Annotated in this window: 11 protein-coding genes, 1 tRNA gene and 2 pseudogenes; 4 read left to right on the forward strand and 10 right to left on the reverse strand. The window is 72.3% G+C overall.

Annotated features, from left to right (window positions below):
* Nucleotides 1-236 precede the first annotated feature (236 nt).
* Nucleotides 237-1027, forward strand: a protein-coding gene (locus tag K6I34_RS15660) for an IS5 family transposase (RefSeq protein WP_374230934.1) whose coding sequence is annotated in 2 segments (ribosomal slippage) — nt 237-567 and nt 567-1027 — 792 coding nt in all. Because the reading frame shifts where the segments join, the coding sequence is not laid out codon by codon here.
* Between the two features lie 93 nt (nt 1028-1120).
* Nucleotides 1121-1929, forward strand: a protein-coding gene (locus K6I34_RS15665; RefSeq protein WP_229326499.1) for an IS5 family transposase whose coding sequence is annotated in 2 segments (ribosomal slippage) — nt 1121-1438 and nt 1441-1929 — 807 coding nt in all. Because the reading frame shifts where the segments join, the coding sequence is not laid out codon by codon here.
* Nucleotides 1930-2159: 230 nt separating this feature from the next.
* Here K6I34_RS15665 and K6I34_RS15670 read toward each other — a convergent pair.
* From K6I34_RS15670 to K6I34_RS15680, 3 genes and pseudogenes are all read right to left on the reverse strand, one after another.
* Nucleotides 2160-2247, reverse strand: a tRNA-Leu gene (locus K6I34_RS15670).
* A gap of 127 nt (nt 2248-2374) precedes the next feature.
* On the reverse strand, nt 2375-3403 hold the full coding sequence (locus tag K6I34_RS15675; RefSeq protein ID WP_229326514.1) for a beta-propeller fold lactonase family protein: 1029 nt from the start codon (nt 3401-3403) through the stop codon (nt 2375-2377).
* A gap of 45 nt (nt 3404-3448) precedes the next feature.
* Nucleotides 3449-4855 (reverse strand): annotated as a pseudogene (locus tag K6I34_RS15680) (alkaline phosphatase family protein); the annotation flags it as partial.
* Nucleotides 4856-5181: 326 nt separating this feature from the next.
* Here K6I34_RS15680 and K6I34_RS15685 point away from each other — a divergent pair.
* Nucleotides 5182-5847 (forward strand): hypothetical protein, encoded by a 666-nt coding sequence (locus tag K6I34_RS15685; protein ID WP_229326501.1) that lies wholly within the window; start codon nt 5182-5184, stop codon nt 5845-5847.
* Nucleotides 5848-6036: 189 nt separating this feature from the next.
* Here the strand turns inward: K6I34_RS15685 and K6I34_RS15690 are convergent.
* Nucleotides 6037-7098: pseudogene (locus tag K6I34_RS15690) on the reverse strand (ATP-binding cassette domain-containing protein); the annotation flags it as partial.
* Nucleotides 7099-7115: 17 nt separating this feature from the next.
* On the opposite strand from K6I34_RS15690, the gene K6I34_RS15695 reads away from it, so the two are divergent.
* Nucleotides 7116-7739, forward strand: a complete 624-nt coding sequence (locus K6I34_RS15695) for a cytochrome P450 (protein ID WP_229326503.1) — start codon at nt 7116-7118, stop codon at nt 7737-7739.
* Between the two features lie 71 nt (nt 7740-7810).
* Here K6I34_RS15695 and K6I34_RS15700 read toward each other — a convergent pair whose 3' ends face one another.
* The 6 genes from K6I34_RS15700 to K6I34_RS15725 form a co-directional block, all read right to left on the reverse strand.
* Nucleotides 7811-8413, reverse strand: coding sequence for a deaminase (locus K6I34_RS15700; protein ID WP_229326505.1), 603 nt, complete (start codon nt 8411-8413; stop codon nt 7811-7813).
* Nucleotides 8414-8465: 52 nt separating this feature from the next.
* Nucleotides 8466-9548, reverse strand: coding sequence for a polyprenyl synthetase family protein (locus tag K6I34_RS15705; RefSeq protein WP_229326507.1), 1083 nt, complete (start codon nt 9546-9548; stop codon nt 8466-8468).
* Nucleotides 9549-9644: 96 nt separating this feature from the next.
* Nucleotides 9645-10037, reverse strand: a complete 393-nt coding sequence (locus K6I34_RS15710; protein WP_229326508.1) for a hypothetical protein — start codon at nt 10035-10037, stop codon at nt 9645-9647.
* A 145-nt stretch (nt 10038-10182) separates the two neighbouring features.
* Nucleotides 10183-11364, reverse strand: a complete 1182-nt coding sequence (locus K6I34_RS15715) for a cytochrome P450 (RefSeq protein WP_229326510.1) — start codon at nt 11362-11364, stop codon at nt 10183-10185.
* 14 nt (nt 11365-11378) lie between these two features.
* The gene (locus K6I34_RS15720) at nt 11379-11924 is read right to left on the reverse strand and encodes a nuclear transport factor 2 family protein (protein ID WP_229326512.1); all 546 of its coding nucleotides are present in this window, start codon (nt 11922-11924) and stop codon (nt 11379-11381) included.
* Nucleotides 11925-12010: 86 nt separating this feature from the next.
* Nucleotides 12011-15703 carry an SDR family NAD(P)-dependent oxidoreductase gene (locus K6I34_RS15725; RefSeq protein WP_308294013.1) on the reverse strand — a complete coding sequence of 1231 codons (3693 nt, stop codon included), beginning with the start codon at nt 15701-15703 and terminating at the stop codon, nt 12011-12013.
* Between the last annotated feature and the right edge of the window lie 8 nt (nt 15704-15711).

The following is a 15711-nucleotide window of genomic DNA, read 5'->3' on the forward strand; positions in this document are numbered from 1 at the left end:
CACCCGTTCCCGGGCCTGTTGCCCCTTCGGCGTCAGCCCGCCTCCCTGCGCGTACCTCATGAACACGGCATACCGCAGGGATCACGAGCCGTCACGACCAGCCGCTATCGCGAGTTCAACCTCAGTACCAGCGCTGGACCTAAGAGCTCGTAACACAATCTTGTTGAGTGTGGCTGGTCAGCCGTGACGTCGGGGGTGTTTCGGCTGTTCGTGACGGTGTGAGGAAGCGGCCGTGGATCGTGGACGACGAACTGTGGGCGGTAGTCGAGCCGTTGCTGCCGCCGTGGCCCGAGCGGGCGCCGGGGCCGCGGCCGGTGTCCGACCGGCTGTGCCTGCAAGGCATCCTGTACGTGCTGTACCAGGACATCAGCTGGCAGCTCCTCCCGCCGGAGCTGGGGTTCGGCTCGGGGCAGACCTGCTGGCGGCGGCTCGGCAGGTGGCACGAGGCCGGTGTCTTCGACCGGCTGCACCGCCTCCTGCTCGCGAAACTGCACGCCGCCGGCGAACTCGACTGGTCCCGTGCGTGTGTGGACGCCTCCCATATCCGCGCGAAAAAGGGGGAGCCGGGACCGGCCCGTCGCCGGTCGACCGCGGGAAGACGGGCAGTAAGCACCACCTGATCTGCGACGGGAAGGGCACGCCCTTCAAGGTCGTCACCACCGCGGCCAACGTCAACGACGTCACACAGACCCTCGCACTCGTCGACGGCATCCCGCCTGTCGCCGGACGGCCCGGACGCCCCCGCCAACGCCCCGACGCCCTGCTCGGCGACAAGGGATACGACAGCAACCCCAACCGCAAGGAACTGCGCAAGCGCCGCATCCTGCCGGTCATCTCCCGCAAAGGCGCCCCGGACATCGAGGGCCTGGGCAAGCTCCGCTACGTCGTCGAGCAGACCTTCGCGCTCCTGCACCAGTTCAAACGCCTGGCCGTCCGCTGGGAACGACGCCTCGAACTCCACGACGCCCTCGTCTCCCTCGCCTGCAGCCTCATCTGCTGGAGACGCCTCAACAACCGCAAACCATGATCCTGTTACGAGCTCTAAGAGCTCGTAACACGATCTTGTTGAGTGTGGCTGGTCAGCCGTGACGTCGGGGGTGTTTCGGCTGTTCGTGACGGTGTGAGGAAGTGGCCGTGGATCGTGGACGACGAACTGTGGGAGCTCATCGAGCCGTTGCTGCCGCCGTGGCCCGAGCGGTCGCCGGGGCCGCGGCCGGTGTCCGACCGGCTGTGCCTGCAGGGCATCCTGTACGTGCTGTACCAGGACATCAGCTGGCAACTCCTCCCGCTGGAGCTCGGATTCGGCTCGGGGCAGACCTGCTGGCGACGGCTGGGCAGGTGGCACGAGGCCGGCGTCTTCGACCGGCTGCACCGCGTCCTGCTCGCGAAACTGCACGCCGCCGGCGAACTCGACTGGTCCCGTGCGTGTGTGGACGCCTCCCACATCCGCGCGAAAAAGGGGGAGCCGGGACCGGCCCGTCGCCGGTCGACCGCCGGAAGACGGGCAGTAAGCACCACCTGATCTGCGACGGGAAGGGCACCCCGCTCAAGGTCATCACCACCGCGGCCAACGTCAACGACGTCACACAGACCCTCGCACTCGTCGACGGCATCCCGCCGGTCGCCGGACGGCCCGGACACCCTCGCAGACGCCCCGACGCCTTGCTCGGCGACAAGGGATATGACAGCAACCCCAATCGCAAGGAACTGCGCAAGCGCCGCATCCTGCCGGTCATCTCCCGCAAAGGCGCACCGAACATCGAGGGCCTGGGCAAACTCCGGTACGTCGTTGAACAGACCTTCGCGCTCCTGCACCAGTTCAAGCGCCTGGCCGTCCGCTGGGAACGACGCCTCGAACTCCACGACGCCCTCGTCTCCCTGGCCTGCGGCCTCATCTGCTGGAGACGCCTGAAGAACCGCAAACCATGATCGTGTTACGAGCTCTAAGGCATCGGTACAGGCCCTGGCGGAAAGGACTGAACGATTCAGGCCGGGGAGAACCCGGTCGAAGTCTCGGCGAATGTCCGGCCACCATTCGCCGGGCCGCACCATGGCCCGGTACGGGCACTTACCAAAAGACGGAGCGCGGAAAACCCGCCGCCTGGCTGGTCACGCCGCCGCCCAGAAAACAGAAAACCCCAGATAACTGGGGTCTCTGCTGGTGTCCGAGGGGGGACTTGAACCCCCACGCCCGATAAAGGGCACTAGCACCTCAAGCTAGCGCGTCTGCCATTCCGCCACCCGGACCGGGTGTTGTCTCTGCGGGGTGTTCCCCGCGGCGACATGGATAACAATACCAACATTTCCGGGTGCCATTTACCGGGGGAGGTCCTCGGCCTCTCGGGCCTCTTGCCGAGGACCTCCGAAGCCTCCGTCAGGCGACCACGAGGCCGCTCGGGGAGGTCGCCAGCCCGAGCGGTGTGCTGCCGAGGAGGGTGAGGGTGTTCGCGTCGACCGCGTCCACCGTGCTGGAGGCGTTCGTGGTCACCCAGACGGTGTCCTGGGCCACGGTGATGCCCGTCGGCACATGGCCGACCCGTACCGTGCCGAGGACGCGCTGCCCGTCGGCGCTCACGGCGGTCACCGTGTCGTCGTTGGCGCCCGTGACGAACACCCGGGTGCCGTCCGGGCTCGGCACGACCTGCCAGGGGTTCCGGCCGACACGCAGGGACGCCCGGACACGGCGGTCCTGGGCATCGATCACCGTCAGGGTGTTCTCCCAGGGGTCGGTCACATAGACCCGGCTGCCGTCCGGGTGCACCGCGAGGCCGCCCGCGCGGGCCTGCGCGGGCAACCGGTTCCTGACGGCGCCGTGGCCGGTGTCGACGACGGACAGGCCGTCGGCGCAGGCCACATAGAGGGTCCGGCCGTCCGGGGAGACGGCGACGGACCGCGGGTTGAGGCCCGCGGTCCAGGTCGCGGTCACCGTGTCCGTGCGGGTGTGGATCACCGAGACGGAGTCCGATCCGCCGGAGCCCTCGGGGCCGGTGTTCGCGACGTAGGCGTATGTGCCGTCCGGCGAGACCGCGATGCCGTGCGGGAAGAGGCCGACGGTGACGGCACCGGTCATGCGGCCCTGGGCGGTGTCCAGGACCGAGACGTCGCTCGCCCCGGAGTTGGTGATGTACAGCTTGCTCCCGTCGGGGGTCCGGGCGATGCCGTACGGGTTGGTCCCGGCGTCGACGGCGGCGACGAGCTTGCGGGTCGTCGTGTCGACGACCGAGACGGTGTTGCTGACGATGCCGGCCGCGTAGACGTGGACGCCCTTGACCGGTGCCCGCCTGGGTACGGACCGCTGGATGCCGGGGAAGACGGTGCCCGTGGTGCCGTGCGGGAAGTCGCCCTTGTGGTTGGTCTCGTTCTCGACCAGACGGCTCCTGGTGTACGGGTGGGAGCCCCGCAGCGCCCCCGCCTCGCCCGCGGCCGCCGGGGTGCGCGGTACCGTGAGGCCCTCCTCCTGGTGCGGCGGCTCCTGGTCCGCGCCGGGGAAGGCCGTCGGCGGAAGCGTGGCGACGTCGTGCTCGGCGCGCCACAGCGGGCCCCTGGTCTCCGGGAGCCGGGGGAAGGGGCGGCCCGCCGCGTAGCCGAGTGCCGAGGTCAGGTCGCCGAAGGTGCGCCGCCGCCAGTCGCTGATGTTCGCTTCGCGCACTCCGGTGACACGCTCCAGGAATCGCAGGACGGACGTGTGGTCGAAGGGCTCGCTCGCCACGTAGCCGCCCTGGCTCCAGGGCGAGACGACGAAGCACGGCACCCGGATGCCCGCGCCGATCGGGAGCCCGCGGACGAATTCGTCGGGGGTGCCCGCGGGTGGCATCGGCGGGACAACGTGGTCGAACAGCCCGTCGTTCTCGTCGTAGTTGACGATGAAGACGGTCTTGTTCCAGACATCGGGGTTGGCGGCGACCGCGTCCAGCTGCCGGGCCAGGAAGTCGGCACCGACGGCCGGGAGGTAGTCGGGGTGCTCGCACAGCGGTGACGGCGGGATGATCCACGAGACGGTCGGCAGCCGCCCCGCGCGGGCGTCGCGGGCGAACCCGTCCCCCGGCGTGATGGTCAGCCCGTGCTCGTACAGTGGGTCGCCGGGCTTGGCGTCCTGGAAGGACTGGAAGAACTCCAGCGGGTTGCAGCCGTAGTCGTCCTCCTCCTGGTAGACGTGCCAGGAGACACCGGCGGCGGTCAGCCGCTCGGCGTAGGTGGTCCAGCGGAACGGCCGGGGGATGTCGTTGCTGGTGACCGGGCCGCCGTAGCGGCCGCCCGGGTCGACCGTGCCGGTCCACAGGTAGAGCCGGTTCGGCCAGGTGGGGCCGAGCACCGAGCAGTGGTAGGCGTCGCAGAGGGTGAAGGCCTCGGCGAGCGCGAAGTGGAACGGGATGTCGTCGCGCTCGTAGTAGCCCATCGTGTAGGGGCCGCGCTGCTCGCCGTCGGCCTTGCGGTGGGCGGGCACCCAGTTGTCCATCCGGCCGCCGTTGACGGCCGCGTGCTGCACGGTCCAGGCGTGGCTGGTGGACGGGATGGCCTGCGAGCTGGTGGTCAGGGTGTCGAGGTGGAAGGGCAGCAGATAGCCGTCGGGGTTGGCGGGATCGGGCTGGTGGAAGACCGACCGCCCGTCCGGCAGGGTCAGGGCGTCGGGGTCGTCGAACCCGCGGACCCCGTGCATCGTGCCGAAGTAGTGGTCGAACGAGCGGTTCTCCTGCATCAGGACCACGACGTGCTCGATCTCGTCCAGGCTTCTCAGACGTCTCGACGGCTGGGCCACGGCGCTTCTCAGGTGGGGCGGGAACAGGGCGGACGCCGCGGCGAGACCGCCCGCGCCCAGCGCCGATCCGAGCAGCCGTCGTCGGGAGAGCTCGGCCATGTTGTCACCTCGTCGCAGAGGGTCAGGAGTGCGCCGACGCACACCAAGTGGCTCCGTCGTACTGGACGGACGGCGTCGCCGTCAGCCGTCGGGAGGCAAAACGTCCGGAAGACGTACGGGGAGAGGCAGCGGAGGAGCCGAGGAGCGCCATCGGGCCGGGGCACCGGCGGAGGGACCTTCGGTCCCCCGGTGGTCCCGTCCGGCCCCTTGGTCCGGCCATGGCGACCCGGAGACGATCTTGATCGGGGGCCCAATTGCTTCCTGATCTGCTGTCAGTTCTACGTGGAGGGAGTCAGATGTCGTTCCGCAGCCGAGGTGCGCGTGGGGTGGCGGCAGTTGCCTGTGCGGGGGCGGTCGTGGCCGCGCTGCCACCCGTCCAGGCGTCCGCCGCGGACCGGGCGCGGGCCGCCGCGGGAGGTGCGACGAGCGTGTCACCGGCGGGGCACCGGTTCTCCGCCGTGGCCGACGGCTCTGTCGTCTTCAGCGCGGGCCCCGTCACGGTCACGTGCGCCCTCTCGCGTTCGCTGCCGGTCCCCGGCAGGAACACGGTCCCCGCCGCGCCCGGGAACACCGGCGCGGGCGGCGCCGTGAGCATGGACATCGGTACGCCGTCGTTCGAGTCCTGCACCACCGACGCGCCCGGTCTGAAGGCCGGGATCACCACGGACGACAGCGCGGGCGCGTGGAGCATCGCGGTGCGGAACGGCACGCCGGTCACGGCGGGGCTGACCATGCCCGTCGCGGGTTTCAAGCTGACCACCAAGGGCCTGGCGAGCTGCACGGTCACGGCGGCACCGGTGTCACCGGCGGCTCTCGCCGGCACATGGACCAACGGGAAGCCGTCGACGGTCACGTTTTCCGAGGTCCATGTGCCGGTGAAGATCGAGGGCGGCTTCTTCTGCCCGAAGTCCGTCACCACGGCCACCTTCAGCGCGACCTACACCATCACCGACACCTCGGACCCGGGAGCGTCCATCACCGTCTCCGGATGAGGCGACCGGTCCCCGGACGCCGCCGGTGCCGAGCCGCCGCGTGTCATGTGGTGAGGCCGGCGGCCTGCTCCTCCACCGCCCGAGGCGTGTGCTCCCGGCGGGGCGGCATCGGCGCTGCCACGGCGGCGGCTGCCGCGCGCGGCCGGACATCACGCCGTCGCCGCCGGGCGGCCCGGCGAGCGTGGCGGATCACATCCCGGAGGCTCCCGTCTCCTTCAGCTCGCCGTCGGCCAGCCGCAGCCACCGGTCCACGCCGATGTTGTGGAGGAACCGTTCGTCGTGGCTGACCACCACGAAGGCTCCCTGGTAGGAGTTCAGGGCGCTTTCCAGCCGGCCCGTGCTGACCAGGTCGAGGTTGTTCGTCGGCTCGTCCAGGAGGAGCAGGTGCGGGGCCGGCTCCGCGCACAGCACGCAGGCCAGGGTGGCGCGCAGCCGCTCGCCGCCGGAGAGGACGCCGACGGGCAGATGGGCGCGGGTGCCCCGGAAGAGGAAACGGGCGAGCAGGTTCATCCGCTCGGCCTCCGGCCGCTTCGGGGCGTACTCGGCGAAGTTCTCGGCCACCGTACGGTCGAGGTCCAGTAGGTCGAGGCGCTGCGAGAGGTGGGCGATACGCCCGTCGGCCCGCTTGATCTCGCCGTTCTCCGGGGGCAGGTCGTCGTTGAGCAGGCGCAGCAGGGTGCTCTTCCCGGCGCCGTTGGAGCCGGTCAGCGCGATGCGTTCCGGACCCCGGATCGTCAGGTCGATGCCGTGCCCGGCGAACACGTCCATGTCGCCGAGCCGGACGCGGAGCCGTTCCCCGAGAAACAGGTTCCGTCCGGCGGGCACATGGGTGGCGGGCAGGTCCACGGTGATGCGCTGGTCCTCGCGCAGTGCGCGCCCGGCCTCGTCCAGCCTGGCCTTCGCCTCGTCGATCCGGCCGGCGTGCATCTGACCGGCCCGTCCGGCGGATTCCTGCGCGCCGCGCTTCATATTGCCGGCGAAGATGCGGGGCAGGCCGGCGCTCTTCAGGTTGCGGGCGGCGTTGCTCTGCCGGCGTTCGGCGCGTTCGCGGGCCAGTTGCATCTCGCGCTTCTCCCGCTTCAGCTCCTGTTCGGCGTTGCGGATGTTCTTCTCGGCGACCTCCCGTTCGGCACGGACGGCATCCTCGTACGCGGTGAAGTTGCCGCCATGGAAGCGGAGTTCACCACGGTCGAGTTCGGCGATGCGTTCCATGCGGTCGAGCAGGGCACGGTCGTGGCTGACCAGGAGCAGGGGAGATCCGCCTCTATATGCGGGAGCACATGGCCGCGCGCCGCCCGGGCGGGCCGCGCGGCCTGGCGGACCGGCTCGCCGACCTCAACGCCGAGCACCGGGGGCTGACGGACCGGCAGTTGTCGAACATCGTCGCGGTCCTCTTCGTCAGCGGCTACGAGGACTTCGCGAGCTTCCTGGGGGTGGCGGCGTTCAACCTCCTACAGAAGCCGGAGGTGATGAGCGCGGTACGGGCCCGTCCGGAGACGATGCCGCAGTGCGTGGAGGAGCTGCTGCGGTGCAGCGTCGTGCTGGGGAACGCGATCCCGCGCTTCGTCACCCGGGACGCGGAACTCGGTTCCGCGTCGGTGAAGGAGGGCGATCTGGTGCTGCTGCAGCTGGACGCGGTCAACTTCGACCCGGCCGCGTTCCCCGACTCCGAGGCGTTCGACCCGGCGCGCTCCCCCAACCCGCATCTGCGGTTCGGGTACGGCCGCCACCACTGCCCCGGGGCACACCTGGCGCGCCGTCAGTCCGACACGGCCTTCCGGGTCCTCCTCGACCGCCTGCCCGGCATCCGGCTCGCGGTACCGGCGGCGGGGGTGCCCTGGCATCCCAACCGGATGGCGATCATGGCGGCGGGGATTCCCGTCACCTGGTGACGAATCACCTGTGACGGACCGACGGCCGGGCCCGGCGCGCCCCCTCCGGTGCGCCGGGCCCGGCGGGTCTTTCACACCGTGCCACCCGCCGCGGCCGTGAACCGGCGGTAGAGGGGGTCGGTGAGGTCCGCCCGTACGTCGCCGAGCACCGCGGGCGGCTCGGCCACGCGCGAGTGCCGGGCGATGTCGGCGAAGGAGAGGTCGATCTGCGGCATCCCGTAGGAGATGAGCCTGGCGACCGAGGTGCCGTAGGCGACGCCCCACGCCTTGGCCCACAGGATCGCGCCCGCGCACATCGCGCAGGGCTCGGCGGTGGTGACGACCACGTGCGAGGAGAGATCCAGGCCCTCCTCGGCGGCCTTGCGCAGCAGATTGACCTCGGCGTGCTCCGTGGCGTCGCCGGAGAGGTCCGTGGTGTTACGGGCCCCGGCCACCACGGCACCGCTCCCGGTATCGACCAGCACGGCCCCGAAGGGCCAGCGGGCCTGCCGGGCCCAGTCCACGGCGACGGGCATCGCGCGCTCCACCGCGTCCTCGAGGTCCGCGGGCCAGTCCCCGCTCCGGTGCCGCGGCCGGGCGCTCGCGGGAGGAGCGAACGCGCCGAGTGCGGGGAGCGGGGCGACCGCGGCCGCCGTACGCAGGAAGTGACGGCGGGAGGCATTCGGAGAAATCATTCCGCCTGTATAGCGCCCGCGCCGGGCCGGCCGGGGCTGAACCTCGTCACTGTCACTCGACGCTCCGGGCGATGCGCAGGGGCAGGTGCGCGAACAGCGCCACGGCGTCCTCTCGCCACCACTCGCCCCAGCCGGACGCCTCGGCGGCCGCGCGCTCGGCGCAGCGGGCCAGGTCCGCGCGGAGCCGGGCGTCGGTGCCCTGGCGGCGGGCGATCTCGCGGACGCGTTCGACGGTTCCGGGCGTGCAGCCGGGGTCGCCGAGGGCGGATTCCACGACGGCCCGGTCGGCCGCGCCGGCCCGGTCCAGGATCGCGCGGAGGATGTAGGTGCGGCGGCCCGCGCGCAGGTCGCCGCCCGGGGGCTTGTGCAGCGCGGTGTCGTCGCCGAAGAGGTCGAGGTAGTCGTCGCGCAGCTGCCCGCAGATGCCGACCAGGGTGGCGTAGCGGCGCAGGCGTGCGTCGTGGGGTCCGAGGTCCTCGCCTGCGGCGAGGAGTCCGAGGCGCAGCGGGGCCAGGATGGAGTACCGGGTGGACTTGTACTCGGTGACGGCGTGCAGCAGCTCTTCGTCCGGCAGGTCCTCGAAGTCCCGCTCCAGGTCGAGGATCTGGCCGACGACCGCGTCCGTGGCCGCGCGGGTCTGCACCTCCAGCATGGCCTGCCGCAGCGGGGCGGGGACGTCCGCCTCCAGCAGGACCCGCAGGGACAGGAAGGCGGCGAGGTCCCCGGCCAGCACGGTCAGCCCGAGGGCGGTGTGCTCGTGGCCGGGGAAGGCGCGGCGGTAAGCGTAGTACGTCGACGGGCCGCCGCGGCGCACGGGCGAGTCGTCGATGATGTCGTCGTGGACGAGCCCGTGCGTCTGGAGGAGTTCGACACTGAGCGCGGCCTCCGCCAGGCCGGGCACGTCCTCGGTGGTCACCAGGCGGGCGGCCTCGTACAGCAGGACCACGCGGAGCCGCTTGCCGCCGCGCAGGGACAGGTCCCGCAGCAGTTCCAGGCACCGGGGTGTGAAGCGGCCCTGCGGCGGGGCGTCGAATGTCGCCGCCAGCCGGGTGAAGTACGCCTCGAAGGCCGCGTCGAAGCGGCTCCGGTGCGCGGCGAGGCGCGCTTCGGTGACGGCGGCTGCCGAGGGGGTCATGGGGGCCTTTCCGGCTCGGGGTGTGGCCCCCAATCTACGGGTGGGCAGGCCGGGGGCCGCGGGGAGCCCCGTGCCGGGCCCGCGTCAGGAGCCGGGTCAGCCGTCCTCGATGTCCGAGATGAGCTTGGTGCTCAGGTCGCTCTGCACCGCCAGTCGAGTGTGCCCGGCGTCCGGACCGGTGCCCCAGGTGAGCGTGACGGTCGTGAACAGGTGCCCGGCCCCGGAGTCGTGGTAGCGGACCTCCCAGCGGGTGGGCACGTCCTGGGCGCGCAGGACGCCGTCGGCGTGGTTGGCCTCCTCCCAGGCGGCGAGCCGCTGCCGGAAGTCTTCCGTGAGGTAGTGGGCGCGGAGCTCCTCGCCCAGGTCGTCCGTGCCGTCGTCGACGGCGTCGATATAGGCCCCGTAGAAATCCGCCACCCGGTCCACAGCGGAGTCCGGGCTCCCGCTGCGGACCGGGGCGCCCGCCTGATCGTCCTGATCGTCCGGCATGAATTCCCCCTGGAATATTTCTCCTCAGCCCCTACTTTTGGCGACATTCTTCCCTGTACAGCAGAAAACAGTCCCGGCCCGGCAGGGGTCGGCGACTGCCGTGGACGCGGAACGGCCGGCCGGAGGGGGCGAGGAGTACCGCCGCTCAGCTCCCGGCCGCGTAGCGCACCGGGAGTTCGGCCAGTCCGCGCAGGAAGTCGGAGGAGCGCCAGCGGAGGCGGTGCGGCGGGACGGCGAGTTCGAGGACGGGGAAGCGGGACAGGACCTCGGCCAGGGCGACCTTGATCTCCTGTCGGGCCAGCTGGTGGCCCAGGCAGAAGTGGGGGCCGTGGCCGAAGCCGAGGTGGGCCGGGGTCGGGCGGAGGATGTCGAAGGTGTGCGGGTCCTCGCGGACGGCCGGGTCCCGGTTCGCGGCCGACAGCAGGAAGCGGACCAGCTCGCCCCGGCGGATGACCACTCCGTCGGCCTCGATGTCGGCCAGCGCGACGCGGTTCGTGGTGGACAGCAGGGAGCCGCGGAACCGCATCGCCTCCTCGGTGGTGCCCGCCACCAGGGACGGGTCGGCCCGGAGCGCGGCCAACTGATCCGGGCGGGTGAGCAGTTCGAGCAGCGCGCTCGCGATGACGAACGCGGTCGTGACGTGACCGGCGAACAGCAGGATCGAACAGAACCCGACGAGCTCGTCCTGCGTGAGCGACGCGCCGTCGTCGAGCCGGGCGGTGACGAGCTCGCTGAGCAGGTCCTCGGTGGGCTGCTGCCGCTTGGCCTCGACGAGGTTCGCGCAGTACGCGGCGAACGCGTCCGTCGCGGCCCGGCGCACCGGGGCCGACGGTGAGTCCATGTTCTTGACCCTGGTGTGGAAGACCTCGCGGTCCGACAGGGGCACGCCGAGCAGCTCGCAGATCACTTCCAGCGGGAAGGGGTTGGCGAACGCCGCGATGAAGTCGGCCGTTCCCTCCCGGGGCAGGCCGTCGAGGAGGCCGCGCGCGATGTCGACGAGGCGCGGTTCGAGCGCGCGTACGGCCCGTGAGGCGAAGGCGGCGCTGACGAGGCGCCGGTACCGCGCGTGGTCCGGGTTGTCCTGCTCGAAGAGCACGATCGGGGCGCCCGGGTTCTGCGCGGCGTCCGGCGCGTGCGCGTGGAGGTCGTTGGACAGGCGGGGGTCGCCGAGGAGCTTGCGGCTCAGCGCCGCGCCGAGGACGGTCCACGCCTCGACTCCGTTCGCCTGCCGGGTGCGGATCACGGGATGCCGGTGCGCGAGCTGTGCGAGCTCACGCTCGGCGTCGGCGAGCGAGGAGACGTGGACGAGGTCCAGGACGGGTATCACGGTGTTCCTTCCTGTCACCGCTCGTCGCCGGGGGCGACCGGGGCGGGTATTCGGGGCAGCTCGCGGAGCCACAGGGTCCGGTGCGCGATGCGCCAGCGCTCCCCGTCCTTCTCCAGGAGGTCGACGTACGAGCCGCTGCGGCCCTGTTCGTACCGCCCGTCGTCGAACGCGAAGCAGACGGAGAGCAGTGACCGTGCCTCCGCCGTGGTCGCGTCGAGCCGGATGACCACCGTGTTGGTGGTGAGGTGACGCTGGTGTGCGCCGCGCCCCTCGGTGTTGTGCCGGTACAGCGCGGCCATGGCGGACACGATCCGCTCGCGCGTGGTCACCGACGGCGGGAAGCCCTCGGGCCGCGGGGTGAAGGTGAAGGTCGCGTCCTCGGTGAAGAGGTCGCCGAGCCCGTCGAAGTCCCCCGAGTCGAAGAAGAGGCTGTAGGCGGCGACGAGGTCGTGGATCGCGGCCCGGTCGGCGAGGACGTCCGCGTCGAGGCGCGCGGTCGAGCCGGGCACGAGGAACGGCCTCGCCGGAGCGGGAGCCGCGGTGCCGACGGTTTCGGTCATGGGCTGGGTTCCTTTGCGTTCGTACGGTGTGGTCCTGTGGCGCGCGTTCGAGGCTTTCGAGAGGCCGGCGCCTGGTCCGGGTGGTGTCATCGGTCCGTCCCGGCGAGCCCGGCGATCCATGCGCGTACCGCCGCGCCGGTCTGCTCCGCGTGCTCGCCGATCATGGTGCAGTGGTCGCCCTCGACCTCCAGCGCGCTGTGGTCGTGCGGCCAGGACGAGCGCCACTCCTCGCCGGTCATCGGCTCGTCGGGATCGCCCGGCACGCAGCGGGACGGCCGCACGAACAGGGTCGGTACGGCCGTCGGCCCGGGCTCCCAGCCGCGGAACATCCGCCGGTAGCTGCCGATCGCGGTGAGCCCGACGTAGCCGAGCGCGGTGAAGGCCTGGCGGCGGACGATGACCTCGTAGTTCATGGCCTTGCGCATGCGCCGTGACATGGTCGCGGGCAGGTAGGTGTCCAGCAGGACGATGCCGGCGGGCCCGGCGGCGCCCGCCGCCCGGAGCCGTGTGCCGACGCCGTGGGCGAGCCATCCGCTCGACGAGTAGCCGAGCAGGACGTACGGCTCGCCGTCGGCGCAGCGCAGGGTCGCGTCGGCGAGCACGTCGAGCAGGACGTCACGAGAGGCCGCGAGCGGTTCGCCGGTGCGGAAGCCGGGGACGGTGAGGACCGCGGTGCCGCAGAACCCGTCGAAGGCGGCCGCCAGCCTGCCGAACTGGAGGGTGCCGTCGACGGGTGCGAACGGCGGGAAGCAGATCAGCCGTGGGTGCTCGCCGCCCTGCGACATCCGGACGAAGCCCGGTGTCCCGGTCAGCCGCGCCGGGTCCGCGCAGACCTCCCGGAGTCCGGACGCGCCGACCAGCAGCGCCTCCGCGTCGTCCATCTGGCCGCGCAGGGCCAGCTGCCGGTAGACGGAGCCGAGCAGTTCGTTCGACTCCTCGGTGCCGGGGCCGGGCCGGGGTGCGTGGTGTGCGGCGGATCCGTCGTCGAGGGCGGCCGCCAGGTGGGTGGCGAGCGCCGAGGGTGTCTCGTGGTCGTAGATCAGGGTCGAGGCGAGTTCGAGTCCGGTGGCCTCGCTCAGCCGGTTGCGGAGCCCGACGGTGGCCAGCGAGTCGAAGCCCATGTCACGGAAGGGCTGTCCGGGATCGACCGCACGCGCGTCGGAGTGACCGAGCTGGGCCGCCGCCTCGGTGCGGACCAGGTCGAGCAGCTCGGCCGCGAGGAGCGCGGGAGAACGTTCGGCGGACCGGTCCCAGAGGGGGCGCGGCCCGGGGGCGGCCTCGGCTTCGGCCTCGGCCTCGGCTTCCGGGACGGCTGCGACCAGTTCGGTGATCAGCGGTCGGGGGCGGGCGGCCGTGTAGCTCCGCGCGAACCGCTGCCAGTCCACGTCGGCGACGGTCACGCAGGTCAGCTCCTCGTCGAGCGCCTGGCCGAGGGCTTCGAGGGCGGTGCCGGGTGCCATGGCCCGTACGCCCAGCCGGTCGAGGAGGCGTTCGGCCTCGCCGTCGGCCATACCGCCTGCCGCCCAGGGGCCCCAGGCGAGCGCCGTCGCGGTGAGCCCGCGCTGTCGGCGGCGGCGGGCGAGGGCGTCCAGGCAGGCGTTGGCGGCCGCGTACGCGCCCTGCGACGCGCCGCCCCACACCCCGGCGCCGGAGGTGTAGAGCACGAACGCGTCGAGGTCGGCGGAGTCGAACAGCTCGTCGAGGGCCAGTGCTCCGGCGACCTTGGCGGTGACGGTGGCGGCGATCGCGGCGGGGTCGGTGTCGGCCAGCAGGGCCGGTCCCGCCACGCCCGCGGCGTGCACCACGGTCCGGATGCGCGGGAGTTCGCCATGCAGGACGTCCTTCAGCCGAGCGGCCACGTCCGGGGCGGTGAGGTCGCACGCGATGGGCACGAGTTCGGTGCCCGAGGCCGCCAGGTCCTCGCGCAGTTCGTCGAGCCCCGGCGTGTCCGGGCCGCGGCGGCCCAGGACCAGCACCCGCTCGGCCCCGCGCCCGGCCAGCCACCTGGCCGTGTGGGCGCCCAGGGCGCCCGTACCGCCGGTGATCAGCGCGGTGCCGCCGAGGCGTCGGCGGTGGGCCGGGCGCGCGGCGTCGGCGGCGTACGGCGCCCGGGCCAGCCGGCGGCCGAAGGTGCCGAGCGGGCGGATCGCGAACTGATCCTCCGCGTCGGTGGCGGCCAGGACGCCGACCAGGGCGGCCAGGGCGCGGTCGTCCGGGGCGGTGGGCAGGTCGATCAGTCCGCCCCAGCGGAGGGGGTGTTCGAGGCCGATGACGCCGCCGAGGCCCCAGACCCCGGCCCCGGTCGCGGACGTCAGGTCCTCACCCATGACGGACACGGCGCCGGCCGTCAGACACCAGAGCGGGGCGTCGACACCCGCGTCGCCCAGCGCCTGGACGAGGGTGGTCGTCGCGGCCACGGCCCGGACCAGCCCCGGGCCGTCGTCGGACCCGGTGCCGTCCGCGCCCTGTTCCGCCCCCAGCAGCGAGACGATCCCGGCGATACCGTCCGGACTGCCCGGACCGCCCGGGGCGCCGAGCCACGTGGCGAGTCCGGCCCGGTCCGTGGACTCGGCGTCGAGCTCCCGGCGCAACACCTCGGCCCCGTGGCCGAACAGCGCGTCGGCCACGGCGTCGGCCAGGCCGCCGCTCGCGGCGGCGTGGACGACGAGCCAGCGCCCGGAGAGCGCGGCATCGGCCACGGCTCCCCCGGCCCATGGCTCCCAGCGCACGTCGTAGCGCCACGACCGTGCCGTCCGCGCGGTCCGGTCCCCCGCTCGCCAGGAGGAGAGAGCCGGCAGCACGTCGCGCAACGGCGCGTCCTCGGGCACGTCCAGCAGTGCGGTGAGTCCGTCGAGATCGGCGCGTTCGACGACGTCCCAGAAACCGCCGTCCACCGGGTCGGTGGCAGACGACGGGTCAGTGGCGGACAGGTCAGTGGCGGGCGGCCCGGGTTCGAGCCAGTAGCGCCGTCCCTGGAACGGGTAGGTCGGCAGGTCGACCCGTCGCGCGCCCGCCAGCGCGCCCGCCCAGTCGACCGGGATGCCCCGGACGAAGGCGGTGGCCAGCCCGGTCGCCAGGGCCACGACGGGGTGGCGCCCGCGGCGTTGGGCGGGGACGGCCGCCGCGTCGCTGCCCGCGGTGCACTCCGCGACCATCGGCGTCAGCGCTGCGTCCGGGCCGAGCTCGACGAACGTCGACACGCCTTCCTCGCGCGCCGCCGACACGGCGTCCCCGAACCGCACCTCCGAACGCACCTGCCGCACCCAGTACTCCGGATCGCACACCTCCGAAACCGAGGCCATCCGGCCGGTCACGTCCGACGCCAGCCCGATCGAAGGAGCCGACAGCCCGATACCTGACAGCGCCTTCCTCAGGTCGTCTAGCACCGGCTCCATCAGGGCCGAGTGGAACGCGTGTGAGACCTTCAGCCGCGAGGACCGCCAGCCCCGCCCGGCACACAGTCCTTCAATCGCCTCAACCGCCAACGTCTCACCCGACACCACCACCGACGCCGGTCCGTTCACCGCCGCGATCCCCACCGTGCCGGGAACGCCCTCGGCCAGCAACGCCACCACCTGCGCCTCACTCGCCCCCACAGCAAGCATCGCCCCACCAGCAGGAAGCACACCCATCAACCGGGACCGGGCCGCCACCAACGCGACCGCACCCTCCAACGAGAACACCCCGGCAACATGAGCCGCGACAATCCCGCCCAGCGAATGCCCCAGCACCACATCCGGCGCAGGCACCCACGACCGCCACAACCGCCACAACGCCACCTCAAAAG

Origin of the sequence: Streptomyces sp. UNOC14_S4 (assembly GCF_020740835.1) — a bacterium.
Classification (GTDB): domain Bacteria; phylum Actinomycetota; class Actinomycetes; order Streptomycetales; family Streptomycetaceae; genus Streptomyces.

Coding starts and splice junctions, on each gene's coding strand:
- K6I34_RS15710 (WP_229326508.1), bottom strand. CDS start 10,037: ATGCCGGACGATCAGGACGATCAGGCGGGCGCCCCGGTCCGCAGCGGG.
- K6I34_RS15700 (WP_229326505.1), bottom strand. CDS start 8,413: ATGATTTCTCCGAATGCCTCCCGCCGTCACTTCCTGCGTACGGCGGCC.
- K6I34_RS15720 (WP_229326512.1), bottom strand. CDS start 11,924: ATGACCGAAACCGTCGGCACCGCGGCTCCCGCTCCGGCGAGGCCGTTC.
- K6I34_RS15695 (WP_229326503.1), top strand. CDS start 7,116: ATGCGGGAGCACATGGCCGCGCGCCGCCCGGGCGGGCCGCGCGGCCTG.
- K6I34_RS15705 (WP_229326507.1), bottom strand. CDS start 9,548: ATGACCCCCTCGGCAGCCGCCGTCACCGAAGCGCGCCTCGCCGCGCAC.